General features: G+C 69.5%; 9 protein-coding genes and 1 pseudogene. 6 read left to right on the top strand and 4 right to left on the bottom strand.

The window, feature by feature from the left end:
• Positions 1 to 171: 171 nt before the first annotated feature.
• Complete coding sequence (locus IPK27_11280; GenBank protein MBK8068174.1) at positions 172 to 1,005, top strand: DMT family transporter; 834 nt, start codon at positions 172 to 174, stop codon at positions 1,003 to 1,005.
• A gap of 4 nt (positions 1,006 to 1,009) precedes the next feature.
• Here the strand turns inward: IPK27_11280 and IPK27_11275 are convergent, their stop codons facing one another.
• Positions 1,010 to 1,444 carry a host attachment protein gene (locus tag IPK27_11275; GenBank protein ID MBK8068173.1) on the bottom strand — a complete coding sequence of 145 codons (435 nt, stop codon included), beginning with the start codon at positions 1,442 to 1,444 and terminating at the stop codon, positions 1,010 to 1,012.
• A 115-nt stretch (positions 1,445 to 1,559) separates the two neighbouring features.
• On the opposite strand from IPK27_11275, the gene IPK27_11270 reads away from it, so the two are divergent.
• Both IPK27_11270 and IPK27_11265 read left to right on the top strand, forming a co-directional pair.
• Positions 1,560 to 2,201, top strand: a complete 642-nt coding sequence (locus IPK27_11270) for a phosphoribosyltransferase (protein ID MBK8068172.1) — start codon at positions 1,560 to 1,562, stop codon at positions 2,199 to 2,201.
• A 260-nt stretch (positions 2,202 to 2,461) separates the two neighbouring features.
• Positions 2,462 to 3,418: a Nudix family hydrolase gene (locus tag IPK27_11265; GenBank protein MBK8068171.1), complete on the top strand. Its 957-nt coding sequence runs from the start codon at positions 2,462 to 2,464 to the stop codon at positions 3,416 to 3,418.
• A gap of 4 nt (positions 3,419 to 3,422) precedes the next feature.
• Here IPK27_11265 and IPK27_11260 read toward each other — a convergent pair whose 3' ends face one another.
• The gene (locus IPK27_11260) at positions 3,423 to 3,698 is read right to left on the bottom strand and encodes a hypothetical protein (protein ID MBK8068170.1); all 276 of its coding nucleotides are present in this window, start codon (positions 3,696 to 3,698) and stop codon (positions 3,423 to 3,425) included.
• A 233-nt stretch (positions 3,699 to 3,931) separates the two neighbouring features.
• On the opposite strand from IPK27_11260, the gene IPK27_11255 reads away from it, so the two are divergent.
• Positions 3,932 to 6,091, top strand: a complete 2,160-nt coding sequence (locus tag IPK27_11255) for a PD40 domain-containing protein (GenBank protein ID MBK8068169.1) — start codon at positions 3,932 to 3,934, stop codon at positions 6,089 to 6,091.
• A gap of 206 nt (positions 6,092 to 6,297) precedes the next feature.
• Here IPK27_11255 and IPK27_11250 read toward each other — a convergent pair whose 3' ends face one another.
• Positions 6,298 to 7,581: an aspartyl/asparaginyl beta-hydroxylase domain-containing protein gene (locus IPK27_11250; GenBank protein MBK8068168.1), complete on the bottom strand. Its 1,284-nt coding sequence runs from the start codon at positions 7,579 to 7,581 to the stop codon at positions 6,298 to 6,300.
• Between the two features lie 102 nt (positions 7,582 to 7,683).
• Between IPK27_11250 and IPK27_11245 the strand changes: the two genes are divergently transcribed.
• Positions 7,684 to 9,738 carry a sulfotransferase gene (locus tag IPK27_11245; protein ID MBK8068167.1) on the top strand — a complete coding sequence of 685 codons (2,055 nt, stop codon included), beginning with the start codon at positions 7,684 to 7,686 and terminating at the stop codon, positions 9,736 to 9,738.
• On the opposite strand, the gene IPK27_11240 is transcribed toward IPK27_11245, so the two are convergent.
• Positions 9,708 to 12,551: a TonB-dependent receptor gene (locus tag IPK27_11240; protein ID MBK8068166.1), complete on the bottom strand. Its 2,844-nt coding sequence runs from the start codon at positions 12,549 to 12,551 to the stop codon at positions 9,708 to 9,710. The genes IPK27_11245 and IPK27_11240 overlap by 31 nt on opposite strands.
• Before the next feature lie 290 nt (positions 12,552 to 12,841).
• Between IPK27_11240 and IPK27_11235 the strand changes: the two are divergent.
• Positions 12,842 to 13,135, top strand: a pseudogene (locus IPK27_11235) (winged helix-turn-helix domain-containing protein).
• Position 13,136: the final 1 nt, after the last annotated feature.

Raw genomic sequence — 13,136 nt, 5'->3', positions numbered from 1 at the left:
GACGTGGAGAAAAGCATCTCTCTGCTGTTCTCCGTGTTCCTCCGCGTCTCCGCGTCTCCGCGTTGAACTGCCCGGTCGACCCCGCGAGGGTATGCTGCGCGGCCCCGACCCCGTGCCATCGCGATGAGCCCCGAGACCCAGCGCGCCGACAACCTGCGCGGCATCCTGATGATGGTGATCGCCGTCGGCGCTTTCGCGATGATGGACGCGGCGCTGAAACTGCTGTCGCCGCACTATCCCGCCACCCAGGTGGCGGCGTTGCGTGGCTACGCCTCGCTGCCGGTGATCATGGTCTGGGCCGCGGTGCTCGGTACGCGTGCGCGGCTGTTCGACATCCGCTGGGGTTTGCACCTGCTGCGCGGCGCGCTCGGCATCCTGATGCTGGCGTGTTTCGCTTTCGCGCTGCGTACGCTGCCGCTGTCGGAGGCCTATGCAATCTTCTTCTTCGCGCCGCTGCTGATCACCGCGCTGGCCGCGCCGATCCTCGGCGAGAAGGTCGGCGCCAACCGCTGGTGGGCGATCGCCATCGGCCTGATCGGGGTGCTGGTGGTGCTCAGGCCGAGCGGCGCGCAGATGTTCTCGCTCGGCGGCGTCGCTGTCCTGGTGTCGACCACCTGCTATGCCTTCACCGCGATCACCGCACGCGTGCTCGGACGCACGGACAGTTCGGTGTCGATGGTGTTCTGGCTCATGCTGATGGTGGCGCTGGGGGCCACCGCGCTGACCGGCAGCGACTGGAAGCCGGTGCAATCGGCGCACGGCTGGACCCTGCTCGCCATCGCGGTGACCGGATCGGTCGGTCAGTTCGCCGTGACCGAAGCTTTCAAGCGCGGCCAGGCGTCGCTGATCGCGCCCTTCGAGTACACCGCGCTGGCCTGGGGCCTGGGCCTCGACTGGCTGCTGTGGCACACCCTGCCGCAACCGATCGTGCTGGCCGGCGCCGGGATCGTGGTGGCGGGCGGGCTGTATCTGCTCTGGAGCGAACGGCGACCGCCGAGCGGCTGATGTGTCAGTCGTGCGCGTCCAGCATCGCGCCGATCTCGGCGGCGCTGGCGCGGCTGTAGTCCTTGCCGATGGTCTTCACCACCAGCCGCGCCACATGGTGGTCGAGCGCGGCGTTGAGCTGGCCGAGGAAGCGCGGCGGCGCGACCAGCAGCAGGCGCGTGTACGCATGCTCGACGCGGCCATGGTCCAGCACCTCGGCCAGCCCGCGCGCGAACCTCTGCGCCGTCTTGTCGTGCGGGTCGGTGTGCGGTTCCTTGGCGTGCCGCGTGCTGCCCACGCTCTCGTGCGCGCGCGGCGGCCGGTCGCGGCCGATGTCGCTCGGCTTGGTGTGCCCCTCGGGGTTGGCATAGCCGCCCACCTCGAACAGTTGCCCGTCCTGCGCGCCGACTTCGAAGATGCGCGCGCGGGCCGTATCGGCCACCAGAATCCAGGTTTTCATCGCAGGTCCTCCGTCGCGCCATCGCGGGTATCGGTCGCAGCTTGAGCCGCGGCCGGGGTGGTGGCGTTGACCCTGGTCAACGGGGATTCGCCGTTGGCGGCGATAAGATCCGGGCATGTCCGTGCAACTCCCGTTCGACGACCGGCTGCACGCTGCCAGGCTGCTGGCGCAGGCCCTGGCGCAATGGCGCGGGCGACACCCGCTGGTGCTGGCGCTGCCACGCGGCGCAGTGCCGATGGGCCGGGTGATCGCCGATGCGCTTGGCGGCGAACTCGACATCGTGCAGGTGCGCAAGATCGGCGCGCCGTTCAACCCGGAGTACGCGCTCGGCGCGGTCGACGAGAGCGGCTGGCGCTGGCTGTCGCCGGCGCTCGGCGCGTATGCCGTCGATCCGGCAACCATCGATGCGATCGTGCAGCGCGAAATGCAGCGCATGCGCGAGCGCCGCGCGCAGTGGTGCGGCACACGCCAACCGGTTGCTGCGGAAGGGCGCGTGGTGATCGTGGTCGACGACGGCCTGGCCACCGGCGCCAGCATGCTCGCCGCGCTGCACGCGGTGCGCGCGCAGCATCCTGCGCTCCTGGTATGCGCCGTCGCGGTGGCCTCGCCCGAGAGCCTGGAGCGGGTGCGGCCGCATGCGGACGACATCGTCTGCCTTGCCGCACCGCCAGGTTTCCAGGCGGTCGGCCAGTTCTACCGCGATTTCCGCCAGGTCGAGGACGCCGAGGTGGCGGCGCTGTTGCGGGCGCCCGCCTGAGTCCGATCCGCGCGAGCAGCCGGCCGATCAGGTTGCCCACGCCTTGAGCGCGCCGCTGGCCGCGCAGACGCTGGCGCCGCCGTCACCCGGCAGCCCGTCGATATCTGGCACCGCGGCCCTGGCTCGACGCCGGGCTTGCATCGGAGCCACTGCAGCCGCGATCTTCCACGGAGCCACCCGGCGTGCGCCGCGTCGCAGCGCCTTGAGCGACTGAAACTGCCATCGTCACCCCTTCAATCCCGCGCCGAACGCCACCCACCATGCCGCAACGAGCCCTCCCCGTGGTCGCCGGCATCCTCGGCGATGTCGATGGCCGGGTACTGGTCGCGCAGCGGGCGCCGGGTGGCAGCGAAGCGGGCAAGTGGGAATTCGCGGGTGGCAAGATCGCTCGCTTCGAAGCGGCGCAGGATGCGCTGCGGCGTGAGCTGCTGGAAGAACTCGGCATCCGGGCGGGCGCCATCGAGGCGCATTCGCTCATCCGTTGGCGCGGCGCGCCGCGCGCGCTGAACCTGCACGCCTTCTGCGTGCGCGACTGGTCCGGCGAGCCGCGTGCCCTGGAGCACCAGGCGCTCGCCTGGGTGCGCCCGGCAGACCTGATCCGCTACCCGATGCCGGCACCCGACCGGCCGATCCGCGCGCGCCTGGCGCTGCCGCGGCAGTACCTGATCACGCCGGAACCGGATCCCGCGCGGCCCGAGGAGTTTGTCGACCGCTTCGCGCGCGCCCTCGACAACCCCGCGCTCGGCCTTGCCAGCCTGCGTGCGAAATCGCTGCCGCCCACGGCGCTGGCGCGGCTGGCGGAGGCCTGCCTGGCGCGCGCCCGCGCGCAGCGCCCCGATCTGGTCCTGCTGGTCCATGGCGCGGTCGAGCTGGCGCGGTCGCTGGGGTTCGATGGCGTGCACCTGTCGTCACGCCAGCTGCGCGAACTCGACGCGCGGCCACTGCCGGAATCGAAATGGGTGCTGGCGTCCTGCCACTCGCCGGGCGAACTGCGTACGGCGGAGGCACTGCTGGCGGACGCGGCGACCTTGTCGCCAGTGCACCCGACGCCGCTGCATCCGCACGTGAAGCCGCTCGGCTGGCCGCGTTACTCGCGTGCGGCGCACGCAAGCTGGCTGCCGACCTACGCCCTCGGCGGCGTCAGGCCCGAGCATCTTGGGGAGGCGCAAAGCGCCGGCGCGCATGGCATCGCGGCGATGCGCGCGCTGTGGAATTGACCACTCAGTCCGCTTCGATCGCGTCGATCCGCTCGCGGCGCACGATGATGGTGGCGTGCTCGCGGTTGCTGATGATCACGGCGTCCGCGCCGATCGCCTTGACCGCGCCGCCGATGGTCCGCCCGCCGACGTGCAGGTAGACGCTCTTTTTCGCCGCGTGCGCGGCTTTCAGGGTCTGCAGCATTTCGCGCTCGAAGGTGTCGGCGCTGGCGGGGTCCTGGGCGGTGGCGGTCATCGAGATACTCGTCAGCAATAGGGCAAGGGGCAGCAGGCGGGTCATCGGGGAATCCAGTCTGGAGGGAAGGTCCCGAAGGAGCCGGCGGGTTGCCTCTAGGCTGATCTCCGCCGGCGGTGTGAGGGCTTCAGGGCTCACCTGAATCAAAACGACGTGCGCAGACGATGCGGACATACCGTCCGTCGGAAATACCATGGGTGATTCGAATTGCGCCGCATTCAGGCGACCCTCCGCGGGAATAGCTTACGTAACCGTCAGTGACACCCGCGGAGTTCGCCATGCGCAAGGTTGTGCTGCTCACCCTGTCGTTGCTGTCCGGCGCTGCGCTGGCGCAGACCACGCCGAACCCGATCCTGTTCATCACCCAGGTGCCGGTGCCCTTCGATTTCGCCACCATCGGGTCGACCTTTGCCAACCATGAGGCAGACATGGGCTCGGTCTACCGCGGTGGCGATCTGTGGATCCGCTATCCCAGCGGCCAGTTGCGCAACCTGACCGCCGAGGCCGGCTTCGGCATGAACGGATTCCAGGGCGCCAGCGCCATCGCCGTGCGCGATCCGCATGTGCACTGGAATGGCACCAAGGCGGTGTTCGCGATGGTGGTCGGTGCGCCGCCGGCACAGTTCGTGGTGCAGAGCTACCGCTGGCAGTTGTATGAGGTCACCGGTATGGGACAGGGGCAGACGGTGTCGATCACGCCCGTCGCCAACCAGCCCACCGGTTTCAACAACGTCAATCCGGCCTACCTCTCGGACGGCAGCATCGTGTTCACCTCCGACCGTCCGCGCAACGGCGCCGCGCACCTCTACCCGCAACACGACGAGTACGAGTCCACCGCGTCCACCAGCGGCCTGTGGCGGCTGGACCCGGCCAGCGGCGACCTCAAGCTGCTCGACCATTCCCCGTCCGGCAACTTCGATCCCTTCGTCGACAGCTACGGACGACTGCTGTTCACCCGCTGGGACCACCTGCAGCGCGACCAGCAGGCCGACCAGGCCGGCAATCCCTATGGCAACTTCGATGTCGCCAGCGAGGACGCCGGCGCGGCGGTCGTCGCCGGGATCACCGAGCCCTTCCCGGAGCCACGGGTCGCGGCCCAGGGATCCACCGTCAACGGCCACCGGTTCAACAATTTCTTCCCGTGGCAGATCGCCCAGGATGGCACCGCGGCGGAGTTCCTCAATCATCTCGGCCGGCATGAGCTGCATACCTATTTCGACCGCGCGTTCAACAACGACAGCAACCTGGTCGAGTTCATTTCCGAAGTGTCCGGTCGGACCAATCCGAACCCGATCGAGAACCTGTTCCAGATCGTCGAGGATCCGACCCAGCCGGGGCGCTATGTCGGCATCGATGCGCCGGAGTTCGACACCCATGCCGCGGGGCAGTTGGTGCGCCTGGTGGCGACCCCGACCACCAATCCCGACGATGTGCTCATCGAGTACCTGACGCCGCGCGCCACCTTCGGGACCACGCCCGGGCCCAGCCACAGCGGGCATTACCGCAATCCGCTGGTGCTCGCCGACGGCAGCATCGTGGTGGCGCACACCACCGAGCAAGGTGGCCTGGACAACCTGGGCACCAATGCCGCGCCGGTGCCGAACTATCGCTTCCGCCTGAAGCTGATGACCAATGGGAGCGGTGGCTTCCTCACCGCCGGTGCCAACCTGACCCCGGGCATCAACGAGACCGTCAACTGGTGGAACCCGGATATCGCCGTCAGCTACAGCGGCGAGTTGTGGGAACTGAGCCCGGTGGAAGTGCGCGCGCGCAGCGTGCCGCCGAGCCTGTCCGAACCGACCCTCGGCGCGCCCGAGCAGCAGGCCTTCGCCAGCGCCGGCGTCAGCGAGTCGACTTTCCGCCGCTACCTGCGCCAGCAGGGACTGGGCGTGCTCAGCGTGCGCAACAACACGCACCGCGACAAGGCCGATCGCCAGCAGCCCTTCCGCCTGCGCGTGCCAGGCGGCGTGCAGACCGCGCCCGGCAGCGGCACGCTCTACGACATCGTGCATTTCCAGGCAGTGCAGGGCGACCAGGTGCGTGGCATCGGCGGTACCGCCTCGCCCAGGCCCGGCCGCCGCGTGGTGCCGCGCTTCCTGCACGATACTGCTGCCACCAGCCAGAACCTGCCGAATCCCGGCGGCCCGGCGGGCAGCGCGCCCATTTTTTCCGACGGCTCGACGGCGATGTTCGTGCCGACCCGACGCGCGCTCAGCTGGCAGACCACCGCCGCCGACGGCACTCCGGTGGTGCGCGAGCGCTTCTGGCTGACCGTGCAGCCCGGCGAGATCCGCGCCTGCGACGGCTGCCACGGCATCAACCGCAGCGGGCAGGCGGCGCAACCACCGGCGACCAACTCCCCGCTGGCGCTGTTGGCGCTGGTGCAGCAATGGAGCGCGGCCCGTGGCGGGCTGATGTTTGCGGACGGGATGGAGTAGCCGGGAGCGCCGACGCTCTCGCCGAACACGATCTAAGTTAATGAAATAAAAGATATTTTATCCGCAAAGGACGCAAAGGACGCAGGCCCGCCGCCGACCTTGCTCTCTTTGCGTCCTCTGCGTCCTTTGCGGACAAAAAACAGGCAAGGGCACGCGCCAGTTCGATGCGCGAACAAGCGCACCGGCCGGGCCGACCGGCGCTCCCATCAATCCCGGTTGAAATCCCCGATCGCCCCGACCAGTTCGGCCAGCGCCTCGCGTTCGACCTCGCTCAGGTGCGGGTTCCAGGTGTCCATCAACAGGATGACGCGGCGGCTCGAACCGCGGTTCCAGGCTTCGTGGACGAAGGTGTCGTCGAACACCACGACCTCACCCTCGCGCCAGGCGTGGCTCTCCCCGCCGACCACGATGGCGCAGTCCGCCGGCACGATCAGCGGCAGGTGCACCACCACGCGCAGATTGCTGACGCCGGTGTGCGGCAGGATGTGGGTGCCGGGCGCCAGCACCGAGAAGCAGATCTCCGGCGCGTGCTCGCGGATGCGCACCAGCGGCAGCGATTCGAGCAGCGCGGAGGTGCGCGGGCAGCGCGCGTGGTGGGCGTCGTTGCGCACGCCGTCGCGCCAGAAGAAGAAGGCGTCCCAGGCTGGCGGCGCATCGCCACCGCCGAGGTACTGGCCCACCTGCTCGGCCGAGTCGAACTTCAGGAAAGGTTGCAGCGCGCCCTCGGTGGCCAGCACTGCCTGCGCCTCGTCGCGCACCGCGGCGGTCGCGGCTTCCAGGGCATCGATCCACGGGAACAGGCTGCGCTCGAAGTAGCGGGTTGACGGCAGGTCGGGGAAGTACAGGAAGCGCGGGCGCTGCTGCTCATCGAGCGGCTGCAGCGCGAGCGTCTTCAGGTGGCCCTCCAGGCAGCGTGCAACCCGCGCCAGCGCGGAAGCGCCGTGACGTTCGCGCAGCGGCGCCAGCACGCCGTGCAGCGCGGCCCGGCGTTCGCGGTCGACCAGGTCCATCGCCTGCAGCACCGCGCGCTGCAGGTGCGGCGGGGTGGAGGCGCGGTCCAGCCACAGTCCCTGCGCCTGTGCGGCAACGAGGGCACGGTAGTAGGCCTGCGCGGCGGCGCGCGGCTGGCCCTGGCGCTCGCGCAGCTGGCCCAGGTGCAGCCGGGTCATCGGATCGCGCGGCTGCAGCGCGCGGGCGCGTTCCAGTGCGGCGGCCGCGGCATCCAGGCTGCCGGCGGCGAGCAGCGCGACCCCCAGGCTGCGCTTCACCGCGGCGTTGTCCGGGTCGATCCCGGCGGCTGCCTCCAGATGGCGCACCGCGAGCGTCGGATCGCCTTGCAACATCGCGCAGCGCGCGCGGCCCACGCGCGCCGGCAGCGACTTCGGATCGTCCGCAATGGCGCGTTCGAACAGCACGGCGGCCTGCGCCGGCTGCTGGCCGGCAAGCGCCTGCTGCGCGCTGTCGAGCAGGGAGGGTTCGGTCGAAGTCATCGGGATCTCGGGAGTGCCCGGCGGCGCGGGCCAGCGGGCTGGGCGCGGGCGCCGGTTCCGCTAGCATGCCGCCGCATCCTGGACAAACCAAGCGAGACGCCGTTGCCGCCTTCATCCCTGCCGCCGGTCCCGCTCCTGTCTGCTGGCCTCGCGGCGCTGCAATCGGGCGATGCTGCCGCCGCCGAAGTCAGCGCGCGCCACGCGCTGACCCTCCACGCGGATGATGCCGACTGGCTCACCGTGCTGGCGCTGGCGCTCAGCCAGCAGCAGCGGGCCGCCGAGGCGCTGCCGGTGTACGAACGCCTGGTCGCGCTGCACCCCCAGGTGGGCGAGCACTGGAGCAATTTCGGCAACTGCCTGTGCGAACTCGGCCGCGAGCGCGATGCACTGGAACCGCTGCAGCGCGCGCTGGCCTGCGGCACGCGCAGCGCCGAGCTGCACTACGCGCTGGCGCGGGCCTGGGTGGCGCATGGCGATCCGCGCCGCGCGCTCGATCACCTGAAGCCCGCGCTCGCGGCGTACCCGCAGGATCCCGAGTTCCAGCTGCTGCGCGCGCGCGCACTGGTGATGATCGATGAGTACGAAATGGCCGGGCAGGCGATCGACGCCCTGCGCCGCGCAGGGCTCACCCCCGCATTGCATGTCGAGGCCGGCAACCTGCTGCTCGAACTCGGCCTGTACGCCGATGCGCAGGCCTGCTTCGAGGCAGTCCCGGCCGGCGTGCCTGAGCGGACCGATGCCGAGCTCGGCCTGGCGGCGGTGCACGAGCGCTGCAACCGCCTGCCGCAGGCCGAGGCGCTGGCGCAGTCGCTCGCGGCGCAGCGGGAGGGCCTCAATCCGCACCAGCTCGATCTGCTGCTGGAACTGGAGGCGCAGCTGGCCACCCGTCGCGACCAGCACGCACTGGCGCGCGAGCGCATGCAGGAGCTGCTGCAACGGCCCTCGACCGACGCGCAGGCGCGCGGGGACCTGTGGCTCAAGCTGGGGCGCTGCCTGGATGCTCTGGGCGAGTCCGAGGCGGCGATGCAGGCGCTTGCCAGCGGCCACGCCGAGCGGTTTGCGCTGGTGACGCGCACCCACGCCGCGCTGCCGCACGGCGACGGCCTGCTCGCGGTGCTCGACGCCCCGGTGCCGGCGATGCGCAGTCCACTGGCGGCCGATGCGCTGGCGGGCGAGCCCGCCGATCCGGTGTTCCTGGTCGGCTTCCCGCGCTCGGGCACCACGCTGCTCGAGCAGCTGCTGGACGCCCACGCTGGCCTGGCGTCGTTCGACGAGCAGCCCTTCCTGCAGCGCCTGGTCACGCGCATCAACGAGCGCCACCGGCCCGGTTACCCGGAAGCCATCGCGGACCTGACGGAGGCGGATGCGCGCGCTGCGCCGCCACTACCACGGCGACGTCGCGCGCGTGCTGCGGCAGCTCGGCGCGCGCCGGGCGGTCGACAAGAACCCACTGAACCTGGTGCGGCTGCCGCTGGTCGCCACGCTGTTCCCGCAGGCCCAGGTGCTGCTCGCGCTGCGCCATCCCTGCGATGTGGTGCTGAGCTGCTACAGCAGAACTTCCGCTCGCCGGCCTTTGCGATCACCTTCGAAACCCTGGCCAGCACCGCCGCGATGTACGCGCGCGTCATGGCGCATTTCCACGCCTGGCGCGAGCGCCTGCCGCTGCCGCTGCATGTGGTCCGCTACGAAGATCTGGTTGCCGATGTCAGCGGCGTCGGCCAGGCGCTGTTCGGCTTCCTCGGCCTGCCGTGGAGCGAGGACCTGGCCGCGTTCACCGAACGCGCGCGGCGCAAGGGCGCGATCAGCACCCCGAGCTACGCGCAGGTGGTCAAGCCGGTCAACCAGCGCGCCGTCGGGCGCTGGCAGCGCTACCGCGCATGGTTCGAGGGCGAGCCGCTGGACACGCTGCAGCCCTGGATCGAGCGGCTTCGGGCGCCGGCCGCGCAGGGGCGGAGAGCCCAGCACTCGCGGCCCCCGGCCCCGCGTGCCTCTGCGGCTTGCAGGCGGTTCGTGCGCTCGGGGCGGCGCAGACCGGACCCGCGCGGGGGCTTTCAACCCGGCACAACAAAAACCGCGCGGGTTGCCCCGCGCGGTTTCGACGATCAACTGTCAGGTGTTGCGAGCGATCAGAAGCGGACGGTCACGTCCACCCAGTAGTAGCGGCCAACCGGGTCGTGCGTGCGCTCGTCGATGTTGCCGTTGAGCGAGTTGTTCTGGTACAGGATCGGCGGCTGCTTGTCGAAGGCATTGTCGATGCCCAGCTGCAGCTTGGTGTGCCACTCGGTGAGGTTCCAGCCGAACTGGATGTTGTGGTACGTCGTGGCGCCGCGGGTAAACACGCAGCCCTCGTTGCCCACCACGCCGCGGCCGGCGTTGTCCGCGCAGTCGCCGCCCTCTTCGAAGCTGCCGACCTGGAAGCCGTGGACATAACGCGTGGTCCACTGCGCTTCGATGTCGCCAAGGCTCCAGTTCAACGCACCCAGCGAACGCCAGCGGCTGTAGTTGCCGAGACCGCCCTTGCTGGCCGGCAGGAAGGTGCCGGCGTTCTGCTGCTGCGCGATGGTCAGGCCGGCGGCGATGACTTCGACGTCGTAGCGATCGATGTAGGTGCTGTCGATGCTGGCGCGGAAGTTGCCGTAGTCGGTCTCGAAGGCGTAGCGCAGGCCGATGTCGACGCCATTGGTGTCGGTGATGCCGGCGTTCTGCGTGAGGTCGCTGACCAGGAACACGTCGCCCGTCTGCGGATTGCGCGAGAACAGGTTGCACAGTTCGCCGGTCTGCGCGCAGACGTTCAGGATCGGCTGGGTGCCGAGCGTCTGGATGGTGTCTTCCAGGTGCACGTCCCAGATGTCGACGGCCACCGAGGCGCCCGGCAGCCAGGACGGCGAGTACACCGCGCCCCAGGTGAACACGTCGCCAGTTTCCGGATCGAGGTCCGGGTTGCCGCCGAGCAGGGCGTTGGTCTGTCCGAGGCCCTGTTCGAAGGTCTGGCCCGGCACATTGGGCAGGCCGACGCAGGACAGCGGCTGGCCGTTGCAGGGATCCGAGTAGACCGGGTTGGTGATGCGCGCGCCCTGGTACAGATCGTTGATCGTCGGGGCGCGGAACACCTCGGCGTAGGTCGCACGGATCAGCAGGTCATCGATCGCGCGCCATTCGACGCCCAGCTTGCTGTTGGTGGTGTTGCCGAAGGTGTCGTAGTCGGACCAGCGGCTGCCCAGCGTGAACGCCAGGTTGTCGAGCACCGGGACGTACAGCTCCCCGTAGACTTCAGTGGTCTTGGTGTCGCCCTGGGTCGGGTCGGCGCAGCTCTCTGAGCTGATGCCGCAGCCGAAGGGATCGTCGGAGATGTACTTGACCGCATCCGGCGCGAACTTCAGGCTCTGGCGGCGGTGTTCGACGCCGAAGGCGGCGCTCATCGTGCCGGCGGTCAGGTCCATGACATCGCCGCTGAAGTTGATCGTGAAGTTCTTCAGGGAGGTGTCGGTGTTGTCGCGTACCGGCAGTTGCAGCGCCTGCAGCGCGGCGATCTGCGCCTGACCCTCGGCGGTGGCCGGGTCCGGCTGGTTGAAGAAGTTGATCGGGGTGCAGCCGGCGATGACCGCGCCCGGCGCACCGCAGCGGGCCACGCCGCCATCAATGAAGGACGGGCCCAGCGCGTCGGCCAGGCGGGCGTAGTCGATGTAGCCCTGGTCCTGATTTTCCTGCGCGATCTTGCCGTAGGTGAAGCCGGCATCCCAAGTCCACGAGGTATCGCCGAAAGCGCCCTCGACGCCGCTGCTGATTTCCTTGACGTCGGTCTCGTAGTTATAGCTGCGGTTGCCCAGACCCATGATGCGGTAGCGGCCATTGATGGTCGCATCGAAGGGGTTGTAGATGCTGTTCGCATCCAGCGCGATGCCGTCGAAATCGGAGAAGAACGGCAGCGGCGCGATGATGCCGGCGGAACGGGTGTTCTGCGTGTGCACGTCCATGTAGGCGTTCACACCCTCGACGATCTCGAGGTTGCCGCTGAAGGCAACGCCGTAGCGCTCCTGCGGGGTCAGTTCGACGTTGCCGACGCCCTGGTAGTTGAAGGAGTCGGTCTCGCCACCGACATAGCAGCGGAAGTCGCTCGGGCTGGTGCCGGTGCGGCCTTCGATGCGGGTCACGTTGGCCACACCGCTGCCACCGACGCAGGAACCGAGGCCATTGGCCTGGGCCACGTCGCCCGGCAGGGTGTAACGGCCGCGCGGGGTCGACGAGGAACCGGCGCGGCTGACCACGCCCGAGGACAGGTACAGGGCGAAGGCCGAGAAGTCGCGGTCCTGCGCCAGTACCGCCTTCTGGTCGTTGTAGTTGAACGAGAACATCGCGTTGCCGCGGTCCCCGGTGAAGCCGTACACCGCCGATCCGCCGACGCGCTCGCCGTCGTCGCGGTCGGACAGACCGTAGTTCATGTTGAACGCGGCGCCGTCGAAATCCTTCTTCAGGATGAAATTGACCACGCCGGCGATGGCGTCGGAGCCGTAGATCGCCGAGGCGCCGTCCTTCAGCACTTCGATGCGCTCGATCATCGCCACCGGGATCGAGTTGACGTCCTGGGTGACCAGGCGGCGGCCATTGAGCAGCAGCAGCGTGCGGTCTTCGCCCAGGCCGCGCAGCGACACGGTGGTCGCGCCGTCGCCGCCGCCGTTGTTGACCGACGGGTTGGTCGCGGCGCCGGCGATCGCCGGGATATCCTGGATCAAATCGCCCACGGTCACCGCGCCGGAGCGTTCGATCGCCGAGCGCTCGACGACGAACACCGGGCTCGCGGTCTCGGCATCGACGCGGCGCACGCGCGAGCCGGTCACCTCGACCTTGTCCATCTTGACGGCCGGGTCGCTGCTCTGGGCGAGGGCCGGCATCGCGACCGGGGCCATCACGGTGCAACCGGCGATCAGGGCGTGGCGTACGCCGATCGCCAGCTTGTTGATCTTGAATTTCATTTGCTGCTCCAGGGTAGGTCTAGGGGAAGAATCTGCGCGCCCGGGCGCGCTCCGGTCTGGCCGGACGAGGTCTCTCGCGGCTTCTCCAGGGAACCTCTGATGCGTTTGGTTTGCGAGTGACACGCGTTCTAACCGTTGGTGAATATTTTGTAAACAGGCCAGAGGGCCCAAATTCACCCGGACTGTCGGCAATCCGGGCCGCAGCTGCCGTCCGGCCGGGCCGTTCGCGGCAAAACCGCCTAGACTGTCGCGACACCCGGTCGCCCCTCCGGCGACGGTCCGGAGCCAGGATGCCCGCGACGGTGCGCCCTGTGTACGAATTCGGTCCCTGGCGCCTGGATACGGCGCAGCGGCTGCTGCTGCGCGGCGGCCAGCCGGTGCCGCTGGCGGCAGCCACCTTCGACCTGCTGGTGGCGCTGGTCTCGCATCACCCGCAGCCGCTCAGCCGGCGCGCCCTGGACGCTCAGGTCCAGTTCGACGGGAACAGCATCGACGAACACCTCGACTGGCTCTCCGGCGTGCTCGGCGAGAGCGAGGACGGGCGCCCGCTGATCGAGGCGGTGCCGCGGCGAGGTTACCGCTTCG

It is taken from the genome of Rhodanobacteraceae bacterium (assembly GCA_016713135.1).
In the GTDB taxonomy this organism is placed as follows: Bacteria; Pseudomonadota; Gammaproteobacteria; order Xanthomonadales; family SZUA-5; genus JADKFD01.
Note: the sequence above shows the minus strand (reverse complement) of the source record. Positions and strands in the feature narration are given on the sequence as shown.